We start from the raw sequence: 22214 nt of genomic DNA, 5'->3' as shown, positions 1-22214 counted from the left end.
AGCATGACGGTTAAAAGTAACACTACTTTTTTGTTATTTTTTTTCACATTATGTAGCATATTTTTTTGCATAAATAGTAAAGTACTGTCTGTAGAGGCGGAAACGACCGCTTTTACTGTGACACCCGAGTATCCTGAAAATCAAGTGTCGGAAGCTACATATTTTGATTTATATCTTCAGGAAAATAAACAAACGTTGACTCTTCTAGTTACAAATACATCTGAACAAACATTGCAAGTAAAAGCGAGTGCTTTAAACAGTTATACAACATCTACGGGTATAATTGCTTATCAAAGCCGTGAAACTGCAGAAATGTATCAGGGGCAGTCATTTACTCAATTTGTTGAACCAAAACAACAAATAATAAGTCTGAAGCCTTCTGAAAGTAAAAAAGTTTCGTTTCAGTTAGACAGTCAACGACAAAAAATTACTGGTGAAGTGCTAGGTGCTTTTGCTTTTGAAACAATTACTTCCCCAAACCAAGAAAAAGCAATGCATTCAATGATTCAGGCAAAATATCTAACCCAAATCGGTGTCAGGTTACGCACCGATTTGGGTTCACTGCCTGAGCCTAATTTACTTTTTGACAAAACTGAGCCAGTCATAAAAAATGATACTGTAGTTATCAAAAGTACCTTGATAAACAACCAGCCTACCGCATTTGGTAAGGTAAACGTTGAGACAACTGTCTATGATAAAACAAATAAAAAAATAATTGGTACGAAAAAAGCAGACAACTATCAAATTGCTCCTAACTCCTTGATTCCAATTTTAACAGAGTTAAAGGAAGAAACCTTAAAATCTGGAACATATAATGTTCATATCGCAATTCATTCCTCAAAAGGCAACTGGGTGTTCGATGACTCGTTTACTGTTTCTGCTGCTCAAGCGAAAGCAATTAATCAAAAAACAGTCTTTTTTGCCAAACAGAAAGATGAATCTATTATATTTTCAATTTTAGTTGGAATGCTATTTGTGTTTTTACTAGCAATTCTGGGCTTACTTTGGAAATATTACCAATTAAAAAATAAAAAGAGGGTGAATCAAGAATGAAGCCCAGCAAATTAGGCGGCTTGTTTTTTTTACTTTCCTATTTACTACTTTTCTTTGGTGGCCTATTTTTCTTTCCCGGTGAAGGGTTAGCAGCAATCATTGAACCAGCGTTTGAGACATTACCAATTGATCAAACGATGATTTCGACGGTAGGAAAAGCGGGAAGTCCAAGTGGATCTGAAAATCACCGCTATGTTCAGATTAATGATACAACACCGAATTCTAGTGGGGCAGTTTGGTTTAATAACCCAGTGAGTTTTACAAATGATTTTAAAATTGAGATGGCTTTTTATATTGAAAACGTAACAAATGATAGTGATGGATTAACATTTGTTATGCAAAGTAATGGTCCGACAGCAATAGCCGCAGAAGCTGGTCCAACGATTGGAGTATGGGCAAACACAGGAGATTCTACACCACTAAGTAAGGGGGCAATTCCTAACAGTTTGGCGATTGAATTTGACACTTTCTATAACAATAATAGTAATCTTATTGCAAACGATGGCATGATGGATCGTGATACAAGTTCCAAAGGTCATCATATTGCCTGGGCTTATCCAGGGGCAGAAACTTCCTATACAAAAGATGGTATTTTTAAGATTGACAAAGTTCTTCATCACCGAAATGAAAAAGGAGTGGCAGATTTATCTGATAGTAAGTGGCATAAATTTGTCGTGGAATTTAAACGAGAAGCGGGAACATTTACCTATTCTGTTCCTGATTATGCCTTAAATATTACGATTCCTGTGGATACGGAGTTTAAAAATAACTTAGGCTTAAATGAAAATAAACGTGTTTATTTTGGGTTTACTGGAGCAAATGGGGGCTATGCACAAGCAAAAGCTATTTCATTTACAAATGTGGAAGGGCTGGTAGATTTGCAATTACGTACGGGTGTTGCACAATCAGCGGATAACCAATTGCTAGCAGACACTGGGATTCCTCAAAACGAAGTTCATTCTGTCGACAGAAGTCAAGAAATCACGTATATGACAGCGATTGATTATTTACAAACAAGTGATTTACTTCGTTTACAAGCCGGGACGAGGATCCAAATGACACTCCCAGATAACTTTGAAGTGCTGGAGAATAAGGTTTACTTCGGGAGTGCTCAAGAAATTGGGACAGGCGCTCAACCAACGGGAGGACAAGCACTTCCTTTTACAAGAGAAAAAGACAAAATAGTCATTATATTGCCGGAACTTGAAAGAGGCACGTTGTATGGTCTTTATTTCAAAGTAAAAAATAAGCTCGTTCAAATAAATAGCCTGCTGGATTTAACTGTTCCTGTTTCTAGTACTTTTTCCGGGAATGCTTTTTCTAAACCAGTGACTACCGGTGATCCCGCTGCCCATTATTACAAGCTAACAGGTAAATGGATGCCGACAATTACAACTGGTCATTCTTCTGCAACGGAGGCAGCTCAGTCTCCCCAAATTGTAAGACAAAAACGTAAGGCCTACCTTCCTGTTCAAATTGAAGATGAAAATTCTACGTCCACTAAACTATTTATGAGTCCTATTGTTTCAGAAGAAGAATTAGCTACGACTACTTTTATTGAAAAAGCACATCTTTCGAGAGAAAATTTAACGGAGAATTTTGAAACAACTATTGAATACGAAACTTCACAGCTTCAACCTGAAAAAATGTATTACGTAGGTATGTATACAGTAGATGCTGAAGGAAATCAATCAGAAACCAAAATTCAAGCCATTGATTTTAAAGGAATTATAGAATTAACTACAGTTCCTACTGCTTTTGTTGGAAACACTTTGACAATCAACGAATTAGTTCAAACGAAGCGTGAAGATGGTTATTTCTATATGAAAATAGAAAATTTACCAGAGAATGATTCGTTGACAATTACAAATACAAGTAGTTACTCTTGGGAATTAAGCGGACAACTAGCAACTATCGTTGAACAACTAGAAAGCTGGGGACAAGAGGTCTCTCTTTGTTTTTTTGAAAAGAATACTCAAACATTGCTTTTTCAATTAACCAAAGATGAACAGTTAATTCTAAAGCAAGAAGTAGAGGGTAAGGATGTAACTAAAAGTCTCAATGATTATGATCTCTATTTTCGTTTTAAAGCTGATCCTTTAAAGGTTGTACCAGGACGATACTCAGGAAATGTTAGATGGCGGTTATCAGAAGTTAAGCCTTGAAAATGAGAATATTTTTAAAGATTATTAAACAAAAAACTGACTACTTAACTGAGTAGTCAGTTTTTTATTGGTAATATTTTTTTTAATATTAAAACAAATAAGAAAATCTAGAAGCAATACTTTTATCCGAAGTAAAAAAATAGTAGTGGCAGTATTAAGTAGGTTTTGTTTTGCTTAATATATCCCTAAATTAGAGGTCTATTATTTATTTTTGTTTCCTCATAAATATTTTTTAATAGCAATAAAATATATTTTTTTTATAATTTAATTATGTTTATTAAAGCGTATGATTTGCATAAATATTTTTTCGGTCCTATTCTGGTTATGAACTTAGCTATAAAAAGATGAAAGAGGAGAGTGGTTTTGATGAGAAAAACTCAGAAGATTGTGCCAATTGTGACAGCTTCAGACGAAAATTATGCTCCTTATCTGAATGTAATGATGACAACTGTTTTAGAAAATTGTCATGCGGAGAGACCTGTTCATTTTTATGTGATTGATGATGGGCTGTCGCTATCTAGCAAAAAAGCACTCCGACAAACGGTTAGTAGTAACTCACAAAGTGCGACTGTTGAATTTCTAACAGCAGACAAAGAAGTTTATCAAAATTTTTTAGTGAGTGATCATATTACAACGACCGCTTACTTACGCATTTCTTTACCGTCACTTTTACAAAAATATAGCTATAAAAAGGTTCTTTATTTAGATGCAGATACGCTTGTTTTAGATGATATTGTCCAGTTGTATGATACGCCATTAGTGAACCAAACGATTGGCGCGGTTATTGATCCTGGTCAAGCATATGCCTTGAAACGTTTGGGCATCCATTCCTCCGATTATTATTTTAATTCAGGAGTCATGATTATTGATATTGACCGATGGAACGAGAAAGCAATCACTCAAAAAACAATTCAGTATCTAGAAGAAAATGGGGACCGCATAGTTTATCATGACCAAGATGCTTTAAACGCCGTTCTTTATGAAGATTGGCTAGCTTTAGAACCAAGATGGAATATGCAGACGTCTTTAGTTTTTAATCGTCATGAAGCGCCTAATGAGGCTTACCAAAAATTATATGCAGCGGGAAATCAAGAGCCAGCGATTATTCATTTTACTGGTCACGATAAACCCTGGAATACGTTAGAAAATCATCCTTATACAGCTCTTTATCTAAACAAGTTAAAGAAAGTAGGTGCAAGAAATGGAAAATAGAAAAGAATTAGCGATTGTCTCCTGTTGCAATACCAACTTTGTGCCGCATCTTGCTGCTATGTTTGTTTCAATTTTAGAAAATAGTCCTTCAGCGGCAGCTGTTCATTTTTATGTGATTGATGACAATATTAATTTTGAAAGCAAGCAACTACTGTATTTTACGATTAAACATACCCAAATCAATGCAGAGTTAACATTTTTAAAAATCAACCCCCATTTTTTCAAAAATGTTGTAACCAGTGAGCGAATCCCCAAAACAGCTTACTACAGGATTGCTATTCCAGAGTTGTTTAGAGGAAGCCAGATCGAACGGCTGTTGTATATGGATTGTGACATGATTGCCTTAGATGATATCGCAAAATTATGGACAGTTGATTTAGGTGAAAATATCATCGCCGCTGTGGAAGATGCAGGGTTCCATCAACGTTTGGAAAAAATGGCGATTCCTGCAGAATCTATGTGTTATTTTAACTCAGGCTTGTTGCTAATCGATGTTAAAAAATGGTTGAATTTAGATGTAACCACTAAAGTCTTAAGATTTATTGAAGAAAATCCAGATAAATTACGTTTCCATGATCAAGATGCATTGAATGCGGTTTTACACGACCGTTGGACCCAGTTACATCCTAAGTGGAATGCCCAAGGTTATATTCTGTCAAAAGCGAAAAAACATCCGACTATTTATGGAGAAAGACAATATGAAGAAACGAGAAGAGCACCATCCATTATCCACTTTACTGGCCATGTCAAACCTTGGACGAAAGAATTTCAGTGGTATACCAAGCGTTATTATGATCAATATGCGAACAGGACTGCCTTTCGTTGTGCAAAAACATTTAGTAAATATCTTTCTTATGCCAAAAATAGTAAAGCTGTTGAACACGTTTGATAACCCTTGTTATTTAGAATAATAGAGGTACACCTCAATTAATTACTACAGAAAAGTGGAGACGTAAAGAAGACTAATTTGCGCTAGGCATTGTGCGTTTACTCGAAATATTTTTTAGAAGGAGAGATTTATAATGCCCAAGTACTACTTTATTGGTGGGGAACAAGTGAGGGAGACAGAAGAAAAAGATTTTAATTGGTTAGTGATTGACACTAGTGAAACCCAGGTAATTGAAAGAATAATTAAAGAGTATAATTTTCCTAAAGATATTTTTGTGGGTACGTCGTATCCAGAAGAAGTTTCTCGGTTTGAAGCTCTTTCGGGAACGACGTTGAAACAACCGATTTCGCTAGTGCTTATGAACCTTTTGAAAGAGGGCGAGAACATTGAGGAACGTTTAGCACCTATTTCCTTTATTTCTTCAGAAAACCTTTTAATTACATGCACTAACGAGAACAATCATTTTTTTGATCGTTTATTAGAAAAATATGATTGCAAAATAGATACGTTTGAAAAACTAATAACGTATGCGATTTTAGATATCTACTCACATTATGTAGAAGAGTTAAAGGAAAAGAAACAACGGATCGATCGTCTAGATAAAAAAGCACGTATGACTACAGAAAATGAAGAATTGTACAAACAAGCCGATTTAGAAAGAGAAATTGTTTACATTGATCATACGTTAAGAGATCAAAAAAGCACGTTAGAATTACTCTGGCAATCTTCCCAGTTTGTTCAACGATTATCCGATAAAAAACTACTTTACGACGTTCAATTAAGACAACGACAAACCGAAAAAATGATTTCGATTTATAGAGACCTCTTAGAAAGTATTGGCAATCTTTTTAGCGGCATGATGGATAACCAATTAAATCATTTAATGAAATATCTTGATTCAGCGGCATTAATTATTTCAATTCCAGCGATGATTGCTGGTGTTTGGGGGATGAATACTGGCGGCCTACCAGGTAAAAGTTCTGGTTTAGGGTTTTTATTAGTCGTCCTAGGTGCGCTCATTATCTCAGTAGCCTTTGGTTATCATCTTTACAAAAAAGATTATTCAAAATAAAGAGGCATTAAAATTTATTATATAGGAGGATGAATCATGTTTAGACACCAAAAAGAATTACAGTTTGATGCGAAACCAGACAAACCAAATCCGTTAATTGCAAAGTATCTTCAAGAATTAATTGGTGGACAGTACGGTGAAATGAGTGTAGCAATGCAGTATTTATTCCAAGGATGGAGTTGTCGCGGAGAAGAAAAGTATAAAGATATGTTAATGGATATCGCTACTGAAGAGTTGGGCCACGTTGAAATGCTTGCAACAATGGTCGCTCGTCTACTTGAAGGAGCACCAGTGGAAGATCAAGAAGAAGCAATGAAAAAAGATCCAACAATTGGGGCAATTATTTCTGGGATGAATCCCCAACATGCAATTGTCGCTGGTTTAGGGCCACGTCCCGCAGATAGTGTTGGAAATCCCTGGAGTGGTGGGTACATTATTGCTAGTGGAAATATGTTAGCTGATTTTCGTGCTAATTTAAATGCAGAATCACAAGGACGCTTACAAGTTGCTCGAATTTATGAAATGATTGATGACCGTGGAGTGAAAGATTTACTTTCTATTCTTTTAGCTAGAGATAGCTATCATCAAAATTTATGGGCAAGCGCTGTGAAGGAACTGGAAACAAAAGAGGGCTCTATCTTAGTTCCAAGCACTTTTCCTAGAGAAGAAGAACGTTTAGATATTGCCTATGATTTCTATAACTTTTCTGAAGGAGATGCAAGCAGTCAAGGCTCATGGGCTAGTGGTAAAGCATTAGATGGAGAAGGAGAATATCAATGGTTAAAAGAACCAAAAATTGAAGGAAAAGCTCCTAACTTAAAGCCTGTTACACCTAAAATGTACGGCACACCGAAATTAAAAAAATAAAAGATATTTATCTGTATATGAAAAATGAGCAAAAAAAGATTCTCTTTTAGAGGATCTTTTTTTATCAACTGGTATCATATTTAAGGGTGGTTTTTTATAAAAAAATGATTTCTTGAGGAAAAAAATATTATAATAAAGAAAAATAAAAAAATGTAAACGTTATCATTTCAAGGTTATAGCGGTATGAAGATATTTATTAATACTTTTTATTGACAAAATAAAAAAAACCACCGTACTATTGGTTTGTGGTTATAACCAGTTAGGGTAAAGGAGAAAGTTATGGAAAATGCCTTTAAAAACAAAGCTTTGTATCATCAACTTGTTGATTTGCTGCAGGAACGAATCGAAACATGCATGATTCCTCATGACAAGTTGCCCTCTGAACGTGAATTGACTGCACAATATGGAGTGAGTCGGACGACGGTCCGGTTAGCGCTACAAGAACTAGAAAATAGAGGTTCCATCTATCGTCGTCATGGCAAAGGAACATTTGTTTCAGATATAAAAAAAGAGGCCGCTGATTTAGCTGGCGCATATAGTTTTACAGAACAAATGAAAGGGTTGGGTCGAAAACCACATACCCGTATATTATCCTTCGAAAAATTGGAAGCGGATAAATTTATTTGTCAGCATTTGAATCTGTCGTTAGGAGAGGCAGTTTTTAAATTAAGTCGGTTGCGGATTGCTGATAACGAGCCATTAATGGTTGAAGACACATACTTGCCTGTGAAATTTTTCTTATCACTCACGGATCAATTACTACGTAGCAAGCCATTATATGATCTATTTTCGGAAGATTTTAAGCAAACCGTTCGTTTAGCTGATGAAGAATTATACGCTAGTATTGCGTCAAAAGAAGATGCCAAATTATTGATGATTCCAGAAGGAGCGCCAGTCCTTCATTTAGCACGCCAGACATATAACATGAAAAATGAAATTATTGAATTTACGTTGAGTGTGGCGCGAGCAGATCAATTTCATTATCAGATACGCCATATTCGGAATAGTTAGGAGAGTTAAGTATGTTTACAGCAGAAAAAGAAGAACTAGAACAACTAGGAGCGGAAATCACGACACGTGAAATTCGTCAGCAACCTGAGCTTTGGCAAGAAACCGTGACACTTTATCATGAAAATCAAACAGCTTTGGAAAACTTTTTAAAAGAAGTCCAGGCCAAAGCGCAAGGAAAACGCACAAGAGTAATTTTTACAGGAGCAGGGACTTCGCAATATGTCGGTGATACTGTTGTACCTTATCTCCGAGCACACGGCGACACACAAGCCTTTTCATTCGAAAGTATTGGGACAACGGATATTGTGGCCAAACCAGAAGATTATCTGATTAAAGACGAACCAACATTGTTAGTTTCGTTTGCAAGAAGTGGAAATAGTCCTGAAAGTTTAGCGGCAGTTGAAGTAGCTAATCAAGTGGTTGAAATAATTCATCATTTAGCGATTACTTGTGCCGAAGAAGGACAACTGGCACAAATAAGCCAAAAAGAAGAAAACAGCTTTTTATTCTTAATGCCAACACGTTCCAATGATGGTGGTTTTGCGATGACTGGTAGCTTTTCTTGCATGACTTTGGGTACATTACTACTCTTTGATCAAACAGCCTTTGAGCAAAAACAAGATTATGTAAACGCTCTAATTAAATTAGGTGAAGAAGTGCTATCCCGTGAAGAAGAATTAAATGAAATCGTTAACCTTGATTTTGAACGCATTGTTTATGTTGGTTCTGGAAGTTTAGCTGGTTTGACAAGAGAAGCGCAATTAAAAATCTTAGAACTAACAGCCGGCAAAGTTGCCACAATTTTTGACTCTTCTATGGGCTTCCGTCATGGACCAAAATCATTTATTAATGAAAAAACAATAATGTTTGGTTTTGTTAATAATACACCATACACAAGAGATTATGACTTGGATATCTTAGAAGAAGTTTACGGTGACGAAATTGCGGCGGGTGTTTTTGCGATTGCTCAACCTGGCAAACGTAATTTCTCAGGTTCAACTATTGAATATTCCGCAGAAACTGCTCTATTACCTGATGGCTATTTAGCATTAGCAGATATCATGGTAGCCCAAACAGTCGCACTTTTAACATCTATTAAAGTTGGAAATAAACCGGATACCCCTTCACCGACAGGTACAGTGAATCGTGTGGTTAAAGGCGTAACGATTTATGACTATAAATAATACAACATTTGGAGGAGGAACTATGCTTACGTTAACAGCTGGAAAAAAAGCGGCAATGGATCGTTTGTCAACCCAAGAAGGAATCATTAGCGCATTAGCCATTGATCAACGAGGTGCCTTGAAAAAAATGATCAAAGCGCTAGATGTAGAGCCAACTGATGCACAAATTGAAACGTTTAAAAAATTAGTCTCGAAAGAATTGACACCTTATGCGTCCGCCATTTTATTGGATCCAGAATATGGATTGCCTGCTGCAAAAGCACGCGATACCGAGGCTGGATTGTTACTCGCTTATGAAAAAACGGGCTATGATGCAACAACTCCGGGACGATTGCCTGATTTACTAGCAGATTGGTCTGTTTTACGCTTGAAAGAAGAAGGCGCAGATGCGATTAAATTTTTACTATACTATGATGTGGATGAGGATCCAGAAATCAATCATCAAAAACATGTATTCATTGAACGCTTAGGAAGTGAATGTGCAGAAGAAGACCTACCATTTTACTTAGAATTAGTTTCTTACGATGCACAAATAGCAGATGCGACTTCTTTAGAATATGCAAAAGTTAAACCGCATAAAGTGAATGAAATGATGAAAGAATTTTCTAAACCTCAATATAAAGTAGATGTATTGAAAGTGGAAGTTCCAGTTAATATGAATTTTGTAGAAGGTTTTGCGCCGGCTGAAACAGCGTATACAAAAGAGGAAGCGGCGAATTATTTCTTAGAACAAAGTCAAGCCACTGATTTACCATTTATCTTTTTAAGTGCCGGTGTCTCAACAGAGCTATTCCAAGAAACACTACGTTTCGCTAAAGAAGCTGGTTCAACATTTAATGGTGTTTTATGTGGCCGTGCTACGTGGAAAAATGGCGTGAAACCTTTCGTTGAAGCAGGAGAAACTGCGGCTTGTGATTGGTTAAAAACAGAAGGCCGAGAAAACATTGAAAGTTTAAATGAAGTCATCGCAGCAACCGCCAGCTCTTGGCATGCGAAAGTTCAAGTAAACGAAGGGTAATTGGGAGGCATAGCTGTGATAGTAACAGTAACAATGAATCCGTCAATTGACATCTCCTACCTATTAGATCATCTAAAGCTTGATACCGTTAATCGGACCAGTCAGGTGACCAAAACCCCTGGTGGCAAAGGACTAAATGTCACTCGCGTTATTCATGATTTAGGTGGAGATGTTATCGCTACCGGCGTTCTTGGTGGTTTTCATGGGGCGTTTATTGCAAACGAGTTAAAGAAAGCAAACATCCCCCAAGCATTTACGCCAATCAAAGAAGAAACGCGTGATTCGATTGCGATTTTGCACGAGGGGAATCAAACTGAAATTTTAGAAGCTGGACCAACTGTTTCCCCAGAAGAAATCAGTAACTTCCTTGAAAATTTCGATCAATTAATTAAGCAAGCAGAAATTGTCACAATTTCTGGCAGTTTAGCGAAAGGATTACCATCAAATTTTTATCAAGAATTAGTTCAAAAAGCTCACGCACAAGAGGTTAAAGTGCTACTAGATACTTCTGGCGATAGTTTAAGGCAAGTTCTTCAAGGACCATGGAAACCGTATTTAATTAAACCTAATTTAGAGGAACTAGAAGGATTGCTAGAGCAAGATTTTTCAGAAAATCCATTAGCAGCTGTACAAACAGCTTTAACAAAACCAATGTTTGCTGGAATTGAATGGATTGTCGTATCTTTAGGAAAAGATGGTGCAATTGCCAAACATCACAATCAGTTCTATCGTGTAAAAATTCCAACGATTCAAGCTAAAAATCCTGTTGGTTCAGGAGATGCAACCATTGCTGGTCTTGCATATGGACTAGCCAAGGATGCCCCAGCTGCCGAACTGCTAAAATGGGGCATGGCGGCTGGAATGGCTAATGCCCAAGAAAGAATGACTGGGCATGTAGATGTAGAGAACGTGAAGAAACATCTTATGAACATCCAAGTAGTTGAAATTGCTAAATAAAGATCTTTCTTTATTTAGCAATTATCCAGTAATTGAAAGCGTTTACTAGAAAGGGTGGCAATGTGGACAGATTTGAAATTAAAGAGGAGTTTCTTTTAAATGGTCAACCATTTAAAATTTTATCAGGCGCCATTCATTATTTTCGTGTAGATCCCTCAGATTGGCATCATTCACTTTATAACTTGAAAGCTTTAGGCTTCAATACAGTTGAGACATATGTACCATGGAATTTACATGAACCGCAAAAAGGAACATTTCATTTTGAGGGAATATTAGATTTGGAGCGCTTTTTAAAATTAGCACAAGAACTTGGACTATATGCGATTGTGCGGCCTTCTCCTTATATTTGTGCAGAATGGGAGTTTGGCGGTTTTCCAGCATGGCTATTAAATGAATCAGGACGAATGCGTTCGAATAATCCAACCTATCTGAAGCATGTCGCGGAATATTATGATGTTTTAATGGAAAAAATTGTTCCGCATCAACTTGCTAACGGTGGCAATATTTTAATGATTCAAATCGAAAACGAATATGGTTCATTTGGCGAAGAAAAAGCGTATTTACGGGCGATTCGCGATTTGATGATTGCACGTGGCGTGACAGCACCATTTTTTACTTCTGACGGGCCATGGCGCGCAACATTGCGGGCAGGCAGCATGATTGAAGATGATATTTTAGTAACTGGGAATTTTGGCTCAAAAGCCAAAGAAAATTTCGATATGATGCAAGCCTTTTTTGAAGAACATGGTAAAAAATGGCCGTTAATGTGTATGGAATTTTGGGATGGCTGGTTTAATCGTTGGAAAGAGCCAATTATTAAACGAGATCCGCAAGACTTGGCTGAATCAGTTAGAGAAGCATTAGCATTAGGCAGTATCAACTTATATATGTTTCATGGCGGCACCAATTTTGGGTTTATGAATGGCTGCTCCGCACGAGGAACCATTGATTTGCCACAAATCACTTCCTATGATTATGATGCGCCACTTGATGAACAAGGGAACCCAACCGAAAAGTATTTTGCGTTACAAAAAATGCTTCACGAGGAGTATCCTGCGTTACCACAAGCTGAGCCATTAGTAAAAGATTCTTTTGCGCAAACAGCAATTCCTTTAACCAACAAAGTGAGTTTGTTTGCGACTTTAGAAACGATTAGTCAGCCAGTGGTCAGCGTTTATCCGCAAACCATGGAACAATTAGGACAAAATACCGGCTATCTTCTTTACCGAACAAGCATTGAAAAAGATGCTGCAGAAGAAAAGCTAAGAGTGATTGACGGTCGTGATCGTCTGCAATTATTTGTCAATCAGGCACATCAAGCAACGCAATATCAAACGGAAATTGGCGAAGATATTTACGTTACACTGCCGCAAGAGAATAATCAAATCGATGTTTTAATGGAAAATATGGGTCGTGTCAATTACGGGCATAAACTATTCGCAGATACTCAGAAAAAAGGGATTCGAACGGGTGTCATGGCAGATTTACATTTTATGACGCAATGGCAACAATATTGTTTACCTATGACAAGCTGTGAACAGGTAGACTATTCAAGAGAATGGCAACCTGATCAACCAAGCTTTTACCAGTATCATATGGAGTTAGCAGAAGTGAAAGATACATTTATTGATGTTTCTAAATTCGGCAAAGGAATTGTTTTTGTTAACCAAACCAATCTTGGTCGTTTCTGGAATGTTGGTCCCACGCTTTCCTTATATATTCCCAAAGGATTATTAAAAGAAGGACAAAATGAGATCGTCATTTTTGAAACGGAAGGAACGTACCAACCAGAAATTCAGTTAGTAAAAGAACCACTATATAAAGAAATGAAAGAGGGATTACAATGAGTATTATTGGCGTAAGAATTGATGGACGTTTGATTCATGGACAAGTGGCAAATTTATGGGCGACAAAATTGAATATTTCCAGAATTATGGTCGTTGATGATGAGGTTGCAGGGAATGCCATTGAAAAAAGTGGCTTGAAATTAGCAACACCAGCTGGCGTGAAACTAAGCGTGTTACCAGTTGAAAAAGCTGCTCAAAATATTTTAGCAGGAAAATACGACTCACAACGTTTACTAATTGTGGTACGGAAACCAGATCGTTTATTAAAACTAGTAGAACTTGGGGTGCCGATTAAAGAAATCAATGTTGGTAACATGTCTCAAACAAACGAAACACGGTCGATTACTAAGTCAATCAATGTGGTCGATCAAGATATTGAGGTTTTTAAAGAGTTAAATGCTAAAGGTGTCCATCTGATTGCTCAAATGGTGCCAAGTGACAAAGCGGAAGACTTTATGAGTTTGATAACAAAATAGGAGGGAACAAAAAATGAATATCTTATGGTGGCAGATCTTATTATTAACATTATACGCAGGATACCAAATTTTAGATGAATTACAAATTTATTCTTCATTAAGTGCGCCAGTGTTTGCAGGTCTTTTTGCAGGATTAGTGATGGGGGATATTAAAGCAGGACTTATTATTGGTGGAAGTATGCAATTAACTGTATTAGGAGTTGGGACTTTCGGGGGTGCCTCCAAAATTGATGCTAACTCAGGTACGATTCTTGCCACAGCATTTTCTGTGTCTTTAGGAATGAACCCTGAACAAGCAATCGCTGCTATTGCAGTACCAGTTGCTAGTTTAATGATTCAATTAGACATTTTGGCTCGTTTTGCGAATACCTACTTTGCACATCGGATTGATAAAATGGTCGAAGATATGAACTACAAAGGAATTGAACGTAACTTCTTAATGGGTGCCTTACCTTGGTCTCTTTCTCGAATGATTCCAGTCTTCTTAGCACTTGCTTTTGGTGGTGGTTTAGTACAAAAAGTTGTATCTGTCCTAAATGGCGATTTGAAATGGTTAGGTGATGGCTTGTCTGTTGCTGGGGCGGTCTTACCAGCGGTCGGTTTTGCAATTTTACTACGTTACTTACCAGTGAAAAAACATTTCCCTTATTTAATTCTTGGTTTCACTGTAACTGCTTTACTAGGAACAATCTTTACAAACATGCAACTTTTAGGAACATCTGTTGCGAGCGTTGTGAAAGACTTCAGTGGTGTATTTAACGCACTACCAATGTTAGCAGTCGCTTTAATTGGTTTCGCTTTAGCCGCAATTAGCTACAAAAATGGTCAAATGATTCCGAGTGGGCCAGCAGCCAAAAAAGAACATGCAGCGAATGATTCAGACGAAGGAGAGATTGAAGATGACGAAATCTAATTATAAATTGACGAAAGAAGATTTTAAACAAATTAATCGCAGAAGCTTGTTTACTTTCCAATTAGGTTGGAACTACGAAAGAATGCAAGGATCAGGTTACTTGTATACGATTTTGCCACAATTGCGTAAAATTTATGGGGATGATACGCCTGAATTAAAAGAAGTGATGAAAACACACACGCAATTTTTCAATACTTCAAACTTCTTTAATACGATTATTACAGGGATCGATTTGGCCATTGAAGAAAAAGAAGGCATTGCTGGAAAACAAACAGTTTCAGGTTTGAAAACTGGTTTAATGGGACCGTTTGCAGCAATTGGGGATTCAATTTTCGCCGCTTTAATTCCAACTATTTTTGGGGCGCTAGCTGCCAACATGGCGATTAATGGTAACCCAACTGGTATCTTTATCTGGATTGTTGCTCAAATTGCCGTGATGGTCTTCCGTTGGAAACAATTGGAATTTGCATATCGCGAAGGAATTTCTTTGGTAACAACTATGCAACACCGCTTAACTGCCTTAACAGATGCTGCAACTTTACTAGGGGTCTTCATGGTTGGCGCTTTAGTGGCAACGATGGTTAATGTCAAACTATCATGGGCACCAAGTATTGGGGATGTAACACTTAACATGCAAAATAACTTGGATATGATTTTACCACGTCTACTTCCTGCAGGAATTGTTGGTGGCGTTTATTGGATGCTAGGTAAAAAGAATATGACGTCTACTAAAGCCATTTTTATCGTATTAATTGTCTGTGTCGCATTGTCTGCGTTAGGTGTTATTTCAAAATAAGTAAGACAGGAGAAAATCGATGAGTGAACATTTAGTTTTAGTAAGTCATGGCCGTTTTTGCGAGGAATTGAAGAAAAGTGCGGAGATGATTATGGGACCGCAAGAAACAATTTCCACTGTTGCTTTATTACCAGAAGAAGGTGAAGCTGACTTTTTAGAAAAATTTGAAGCGATTACGGAATCGCTAGAAGATTTTGTTGTCTTTGCTGATCTATTAGGGGGGACACCTTGTAATATTTTATCCAAAAAAATTATGCAAGGTGCTTCGTTTGACTTATATACTGGGATGAATTTACCGATGGTTATCAGCTATGTAAATGCAAGTTTATTAGCAATCGAAGGTGACTATGTTAAGGAATCAGCAGAAAGTATTGTGAAAGTCAACGAATTGCTGCTAAATGTTGCAGTAGATGATGAGGATGAATAATTCTGACTTGTTGTCGTAAGCTATTACAGTTTTTAAGAGAATGATTTAGAGATGGACGTTCCAAAAATAAAAGAATTTATTTTTGGAACGCCCCTTTAATTGTTAGTAATGAAAGCGTGTTCAAAAATGTTAGGGGGCTGATTTATCAGATGAAACATGGAAAAATAAAACGATTTAGTACATTGACACTATTGGCAAGCGCAACGATTTTAGTACCATTAAGTACGTCTGCAGAAGAAACAACAAACAGCAGCACTGAAACAAGCTCATCAATGGTGGAACCTGCCGCAACAGAAGAAAAATTGTGGCAATCTGATTTTCCAGGAGGGAAAATTGGTGAGTGGCAAGATGTGATTGGTAAAACAAATCGAGAATTAGCAGGAGAGTCATTGGCGATTTCACGAGATGCAGCAGCAGGTAATAATGCCGTATCTTTAAATTTAGATTCCCCTAAATTAGCTGATGGTGAAGTAGAAACAAAGTTTAAATACACTGCTGGAAGCGGTCGAACGGGTGTGATTATTCGTGGTAATACCAAAGATAGCTGGGTTTTTGTAGGCTACAACGCGAATGGCAAATGGTTAGTTGAAAGTCCTAATTCGTGGAATGATTCGATTTCTGGACCAACGTTAAATGAAGATACGAATTATTTGTTGAAAGTACGTTATGTTGGTGAAAAAATTACTATCTGGCTTAACACCACGTTGATTTACGAAGGAGAACCTGTTTTAGCCAATGGAGACAAAATTCCAACAGAAGCCGGACATGTGGGTGTCCGTTTGTGGTACGACAAAAAAATTGTCAGTTATGACTATTTTAAAAATGGCCCCGTAGATAGCATTCCGGAAATTGTGCCAGAAGTGACACAAATTGCGCCAGTCAAAGTTTTTACAAAAATTGGTGTCGCACCAAAATTACCGAAACAAGTAAAAGTGACCTATAATACTGGTAAAGAAGCCAATGAAGCAGTCCGTTGGGATGAAATCGATCCTGATGCATACAAAGAACCAGGAACTTTTGAAGTCGACGGTACTTTGGAAAATACAAATATCAAAGCAAAAGCCAGCGTTGTTGTTGCTAAAGACAATGAAGCTGAAAAAGGCGACAAAATCTCTTCTGCAGATTTAACAGCCGTGGTTGATCCACAATTTCCACGAATTATTCGCTACGAAGACCCTCAGAGTAATCAAGTGATTTTTAATGGCCAACACGAGAAAATTGACCAAGTAATGACTGATGGCAAAGCATATAAAGCAACTGCTGAAAAACAAAAGAGTGAAGCAAATCAAGCCGTTTATAACGTAGCTGTCCCAGAAATTGGTTTGCGTTTCACAACGACATTGACTGTTTCCGAAGGCCAAGAATTAGCTATGAAACTCTCAGATATTCGTGAAGAAGGAACCAAAATACACACAATTTCAATTCCAAATCAAGGCTTGATTTCTGTCAATAGTACAGATGAAGGGGCGACTTTTGCTGGCGTTGTGATGAATACTGGGACAAATGCAAATAACGGAAATAAAAATGGTGATACTATCCAAGATTTAACTACAACAAGCCAAGAAGAAACGAAAAAATATATGTATGGTTTCTTAAATACGGCGAATTATGCTGCAAGTTTTTGGACGAACGCCTATGGAGACGGCTCTGTCGATGGTAGTGATAACAATCGAATCCATAAACAAACAAAAGAAGCGGCGACTGGTTTTGTAACAACCTTGTCAAGTGGGGCATGGACCTATCGGCCATTTGATGCACCGGAAGATTACACAACTGGAGAAAGGCCAGAAGTGAAAGTTAAATTCTCAAAAGATAGCAACGACGACAATCGGGTGGATTGGCAAGATGCGGCAATTGGGTTCCGTTCAATTATGAATAACCCAATGGGTGCGGAAAAAGTCCCTGAATTAGTCAACCAACGGATTCCTTTTAACTTTGCTAGTCAGGCGACAAATCCATTCTTAGTGACGTTAGACGAATCAAAACGCATTTACAATTTAACAGATGGATTAGGACAAATGAATTTACTAAAAGGGTATCAAAATGAAGGACATGATTCTGCGCATCCAGATTACGGTGCTATTGGTCAGCGACCTGGCGGGGAACAAGCGTTGAATCAATTAATTGACGAAGGCCATAAATTAAATGCCGTTTTCGGTGTGCATATTAATGACACCGAGTCTTACCCAGAAGCAAAAGGATTTAATGAGGAATTAGTTGATCCAACGAAGCGTGGCTGGGATTGGTTAGATCCGTCTTATTTTATTAAACAAAGACCCGATGCATTGAGTGGTCGTCGCTATGAGCGCTTTAAAGAATTAAAACAAAAAGCACCGAATCTAGATTATATTTATGTTGATGTTTGGGGCAACCAAGGCGAATCAGGTTGGGCAAGTCGTCAACTAAGTAAAGAAATTAATTCACTCGGTTGGTTTACAACCAATGAATTTCCGAATGCTTTAGAGTATGACTCGGTTTGGAACCATTGGTCTGCAGAAAAAGATTACGGCGGTACAACAACGAAAGGCTTTAACAGTACAATCGTTCGTTTTATTCGGAATCATCAAAAAGACACTTGGATTATTTCCGACAACCCTTTATTAGGTGGAGCTGAATTTGAAGCCTATGAAGGTTGGGTGGGTAAAACCAATTTTAATACCTATCGCCAAAAAACTTTTGCCATTAATGTCCCAACTAAGTTCTTACAGCATTACCAAATTACGAACTGGGAAACTACAACAGCAGAAGATGGTCAAATCTATGGCACGATTAAATTAGCGAACGGTGCTGAAAAAGTGACCGTTACTCAAGCAGATGCTAATTCGCCAAGAAGCATTACGTTAAATGAGACAGAAGTTCTAAAAGGTGATGCGTATCTACTGCCTTGGAATGTCAATGGTCAAGACAAACTATATCACTGGAATCCAAAAGGCGGTACCAGCACTTGGTCATTGGATAAGAAAATGCAAGGAAAAACGAATTTACATTTATATGAATTAACAGATCAAGGGCGTATTGACAAAGGCGCAATTGCCACTACAAATAACCAAGTGACCATCCAAGCCGAGGCTAATACACCGTATGTCATTGCTGAACCTGACAGTATTGAACCGATGACATTCGGAACAGGAACACCATTTAAAGATCCTGGATTTAATGAAGCCAATACCTTAAAAAATAACTGGAAAGTTTTCCGAGGTGATGGAGAGGTTAAAAAAGATGCTAACGGTGATTATGTCTTTAGTTCAGAAAAAGAAAGAACCGAAATCAAACAAGACATCAATCTTCCTAAACCAGGAAAATATAGTTTGTATCTAAACACAGAAACACATGATCGTAAAGCCACAGTAACTGTTAAAATTGGTGGTAAAAAATATACGCGGACAGTGAATAATTCGGTTGCCCAAAACTACATTCAGGCAGATATTAACCATACAAGCAGGAAAAATCCGCAGTATATGCAAAATATGCGAATTGATTTTGAAATCCCAGATAATGCCAAAAAAGGCTCGGTGACATTAGCGGTTGATAAAGGTAATTCCGTTACAAAATTTGATGATTTACGAATTGTTGAGCGTCAAACGGATATCATGAACCTAGACAAACAAACAGTTATTAAGCAAGATTTTGAAGACACACAAGCAGTTGGGTTATATCCGTTTGTTAAAGGCTCAGCTGGTGGTGTAGAAGATCCACGGATTCATTTATCAGAAAGAAATGAACCTTACACACAATATGGTTGGAATGGAAACCTTGTTTCAGATGTATTAGAAGGCAACTGGTCCTTGAAAGCCCATAAACAAGGAGCAGGTTTGATGCTTCAAACAATTCCGCAAAATATTAAATTTGAACCGAACAAGAAATATACGGTCCAATTTGATTATCAAACTGATGGTGAAAATGTCTTTACTGCTGGGACCATTAATGGGGAGTTGAAAAATAGCAATGACTTTAAGCCAGTCGGTGAGTTGACTTCGACAGCAGCAGATGGTCAAACCAAGCATTATGAAGCAGAAATAATTGGGGATGCTTCAGGAAACACTACGTTTGGTATTTTTACAACAGGTGCCGATAAAGATTTCATTATGGATAACTTTACGGTCACAGTGGAATCGAAAAAATAAATTTAGTCTATCTAAGCAACTTGGTCTACAAGTTAAACGTATTTGTAGCCCAAGTTGCTTCTTTTATGAAAAGAAGCAAGGTCTAGTGCCTCATTTTTATACTGCAGAATAAACAGACACATTTTTTAAAGTGTCAGGCTTCTTTGTGTATTTCATCAAGAACGAATGGACAAACTTGCCTTTTGCCACAAATCGTTTACAATTACAATGATAGGCATAATTTATTTAGAGGTGAAGTGATTGAAGAAATACAATGTTGATTGGAATTACTGGGTTGTCCGCTTTTTATTTGTAATGGCGCTGATTGTTGGCTATTTATTAATCACGAATTATCAGCACTTTGTCCATAGTGTTTCGGGTTTATTAGGCATCTTATCCCCATTCATTACTGGGTTTGTGATTGCTTATTTATTGAGTGGAAGTCAGAAAAAAATCGAGGGATTACTAGAAAGAGTTCCTTTACCAGTTGTAAAAAAAGCGAAACACGGCTTGAGCGTACTCCTTTTGTACCTAATTATTTTGTTTATTTTTGTCTTGACATTAAACTATATCGTTCCGCTACTCATTAGTAATTTAGTAGATTTAGCAAACTCTTTACCCACTTTTTATGATCACATGGTTCAGTTTGTGATGAGTTTAGAAGATAAAGGGATTTTAAAAACAGCCGCGATTGAAAAATATTTAAATAGTGTCCTTAAAGATTTGTCGCCAGAACGTTTTTTAAATCAATGGACACAAGCGTTATTTTCATTAGGAACGTTGACTAAAAATGTTTCCTCATTCTTTTTAAATGCATTTTTAACGTTGATTATCTCAATCTATGCGCTGGTATTTAAGCAATCTATTTTGACATTTGTTGAAAAGGCTGCCCACAAATTGCTGTCTGAAAAAGTGTACAAGCAAACACAAACCTGGTTAAATACAACGAATAAAATTTTCTATAAATTTATCAGTTGCCAATTTCTTGATGCTTGTATAATTGGCGTTTCATCAACGATTTTGTTAAGTATTTTGAATGTGAAATTTGCTGTGACTTTGGGGATTTTATTAGGTATTTGTAATATGATTCCTTATTTTGGTTCGATTTTTGCGTCAATTGTTGCTGGTGTGATTACGCTTTTCACAGGTGGTGTTACTCAAGCCATTACGGTGTTACTAGTTTTATTAATTTTACAACAAATTGACGGCAATATTATTGGTCCTCGAATTATGGGAGATGCCCTAAATGTCAATCCGATTTTAATTATTGTTTCAATCACGATTGGGGGAGCGTACTTCGGCGTCTTAGGGATGTTTTTAGCAGTTCCTGTTGCTGCAATCATTAAAATTATTGTCTCGGAGTGGCTAAATGAATCAAAAGAAAATGATAAGATTGTAGATTCTATTGAATCCTAAAGTAAAACTTTTCGTCTCGCGTTGACGAAAAGTTTTTTAGTGAGAAAGAAAGTTTCATTATTTGGAATTTTTGATATGCTATACTTGAAGTAAATAGAAAATCAAAATTGAGGTGAATAGATGCAGTTTTTAAAAAAATATGGCGGCTATTTTTTAGTTTTAGGGGTCTTACTTGATTTTTTTACACCTTATTATGTCGGATTCAAAGATCAAGGTTACAATCAATTGACAGAAGTAATTAGCTTATTAGGTGATGTGAATAGTCCAGTTAGGGAAACCTTTAATCGGTTAACTATCATTGCGGGAATGTTGATGTTAGCAAGTTTACCTAGGATTTATGCTATTTTTTCCAGAAAAACGAAAAAAGGTGCTTGGTTAGTAGTGGCAATGATTGGCGCTTATGGTTTATTTGATTGTATTTTCAGTGGTCTCTTCAGCGTAAACACTTCAAGCGCTGGCACAGTTGCTGCCGCGCTTCATAACGGAGGATCAGCAGTCGGTTATACAGGCTTTTTGTTATTATCGGGCGTCTTAACCATTATCTATAGTAAAGACGGTTCGCAAAAAAATAAAAACCTTTTTGGCTTTTTGTTTATTTTATGTATGCTTGCAGCCGGCTTATATGGCTTAGCAAGGATTCCACAGTTGCAACAGGTAAAACCATTTAATTATTTAGGCTTATGGCAAAGAGTGAGTTCATTTTGTAATTATCTACCAATGCTGGCACTGTGTTTACAAACTAAAACCAATGACAAATTTGATTGAACATTTGTCATTGGTTTTTTACTAGTTAAAATTGTCTGGTAAT

Annotated in this window: 18 protein-coding genes; all 18 read left to right on the top strand. The window is 37.0% G+C overall.

Annotation, left to right across the window (positions count from 1 at the left end; genetic code table 11):
* The first annotated feature begins 3 nt into the window (after positions 1 to 3).
* The 18 genes from IGJ41_RS08020 to IGJ41_RS07935 all read left to right on the top strand — a co-directional run bounded on the left by IGJ41_RS08020 (position 4) and on the right by IGJ41_RS07935 (position 22171).
* Positions 4 to 1053 (top strand): DUF916 and DUF3324 domain-containing protein, encoded by a 1050-nt coding sequence (locus IGJ41_RS08020; RefSeq protein WP_174114964.1) that lies wholly within the window; start codon positions 4 to 6, stop codon positions 1051 to 1053.
* On the top strand, positions 1050 to 3218 hold the full coding sequence (locus IGJ41_RS08015; RefSeq protein WP_252671786.1) for an L-type lectin-domain containing protein: 2169 nt from the start codon (positions 1050 to 1052) through the stop codon (positions 3216 to 3218). The genes IGJ41_RS08020 and IGJ41_RS08015 overlap by 4 nt, the downstream gene beginning before the upstream one ends.
* Before the next feature lie 366 nt (positions 3219 to 3584).
* Positions 3585 to 4430 carry a glycosyltransferase family 8 protein gene (locus IGJ41_RS08010; RefSeq protein WP_002398726.1) on the top strand — a complete coding sequence of 282 codons (846 nt, stop codon included), beginning with the start codon at positions 3585 to 3587 and terminating at the stop codon, positions 4428 to 4430.
* Positions 4420 to 5319: a glycosyltransferase family 8 protein gene (locus IGJ41_RS08005; protein WP_173963771.1), complete on the top strand. Its 900-nt coding sequence runs from the start codon at positions 4420 to 4422 to the stop codon at positions 5317 to 5319. The genes IGJ41_RS08010 and IGJ41_RS08005 overlap by 11 nt, the downstream gene beginning before the upstream one ends.
* A gap of 133 nt (positions 5320 to 5452) precedes the next feature.
* Complete coding sequence (locus tag IGJ41_RS08000) at positions 5453 to 6391, top strand: magnesium transporter CorA family protein (protein ID WP_010777700.1); 939 nt, start codon at positions 5453 to 5455, stop codon at positions 6389 to 6391.
* Positions 6392 to 6427: 36 nt separating this feature from the next.
* Entirely contained in the window at positions 6428 to 7258 is an 831-nt protein-coding gene (locus IGJ41_RS07995; RefSeq protein ID WP_104855850.1) for a manganese catalase family protein, read from the top strand.
* A gap of 279 nt (positions 7259 to 7537) precedes the next feature.
* Positions 7538 to 8269, top strand: a complete 732-nt coding sequence (locus tag IGJ41_RS07990; protein ID WP_002360115.1) for a GntR family transcriptional regulator — start codon at positions 7538 to 7540, stop codon at positions 8267 to 8269.
* An 11-nt stretch (positions 8270 to 8280) separates the two neighbouring features.
* On the top strand, positions 8281 to 9453 hold the full coding sequence (agaS, locus tag IGJ41_RS07985; protein ID WP_142960942.1) for an SIS domain-containing protein: 1173 nt from the start codon (positions 8281 to 8283) through the stop codon (positions 9451 to 9453).
* Positions 9454 to 9475: 22 nt separating this feature from the next.
* Complete coding sequence (lacD, locus tag IGJ41_RS07980; protein WP_104845996.1) at positions 9476 to 10471, top strand: tagatose-bisphosphate aldolase; 996 nt, start codon at positions 9476 to 9478, stop codon at positions 10469 to 10471.
* 15 nt (positions 10472 to 10486) lie between these two features.
* Complete coding sequence (locus IGJ41_RS07975; protein ID WP_252671787.1) at positions 10487 to 11428, top strand: hexose kinase; 942 nt, start codon at positions 10487 to 10489, stop codon at positions 11426 to 11428.
* A gap of 32 nt (positions 11429 to 11460) precedes the next feature.
* Positions 11461 to 13275 carry a glycoside hydrolase family 35 protein gene (locus IGJ41_RS07970; protein WP_173963769.1) on the top strand — a complete coding sequence of 605 codons (1815 nt, stop codon included), beginning with the start codon at positions 11461 to 11463 and terminating at the stop codon, positions 13273 to 13275.
* The gene (locus IGJ41_RS07965; RefSeq protein WP_002361968.1) at positions 13272 to 13751 is read left to right on the top strand and encodes a PTS system mannose/fructose/N-acetylgalactosamine-transporter subunit IIB; all 480 of its coding nucleotides are present in this window, start codon (positions 13272 to 13274) and stop codon (positions 13749 to 13751) included. Before IGJ41_RS07970 ends, IGJ41_RS07965 begins: the two co-directional genes overlap by 4 nt.
* A 13-nt stretch (positions 13752 to 13764) precedes the next feature.
* The gene (locus tag IGJ41_RS07960; RefSeq protein WP_002357253.1) at positions 13765 to 14664 is read left to right on the top strand and encodes a PTS mannose/fructose/sorbose/N-acetylgalactosamine transporter subunit IIC; all 900 of its coding nucleotides are present in this window, start codon (positions 13765 to 13767) and stop codon (positions 14662 to 14664) included.
* On the top strand, positions 14651 to 15460 hold the full coding sequence (locus IGJ41_RS07955; RefSeq protein WP_002357254.1) for a PTS system mannose/fructose/sorbose family transporter subunit IID: 810 nt from the start codon (positions 14651 to 14653) through the stop codon (positions 15458 to 15460). The genes IGJ41_RS07960 and IGJ41_RS07955 overlap by 14 nt, the downstream gene beginning before the upstream one ends.
* A gap of 19 nt (positions 15461 to 15479) precedes the next feature.
* Entirely contained in the window at positions 15480 to 15887 is a 408-nt protein-coding gene (locus tag IGJ41_RS07950) for a PTS sugar transporter subunit IIA (RefSeq protein ID WP_002361967.1), read from the top strand.
* Between the two features lie 149 nt (positions 15888 to 16036).
* Complete coding sequence (locus IGJ41_RS07945; RefSeq protein ID WP_173963767.1) at positions 16037 to 20011, top strand: endo-alpha-N-acetylgalactosaminidase family protein; 3975 nt, start codon at positions 16037 to 16039, stop codon at positions 20009 to 20011.
* Between the two features lie 240 nt (positions 20012 to 20251).
* Complete coding sequence (locus tag IGJ41_RS07940; RefSeq protein WP_002386882.1) at positions 20252 to 21406, top strand: AI-2E family transporter; 1155 nt, start codon at positions 20252 to 20254, stop codon at positions 21404 to 21406.
* Positions 21407 to 21526: 120 nt separating this feature from the next.
* Complete coding sequence (locus tag IGJ41_RS07935) at positions 21527 to 22171, top strand: DUF998 domain-containing protein (RefSeq protein ID WP_010825302.1); 645 nt, start codon at positions 21527 to 21529, stop codon at positions 22169 to 22171.
* The last annotated feature ends 43 nt before the right edge of the window (positions 22172 to 22214 follow it).

Origin of the sequence: Enterococcus sp. DIV1537a (genome assembly GCF_051712085.1) — a bacterium.
Taxonomy (GTDB): domain Bacteria; phylum Bacillota; class Bacilli; order Lactobacillales; family Enterococcaceae; genus Enterococcus; species Enterococcus faecalis.
The sequence above is the reverse complement of the archived record's forward strand: the minus strand, read 5'-3'. Positions and strand labels throughout refer to the sequence as shown.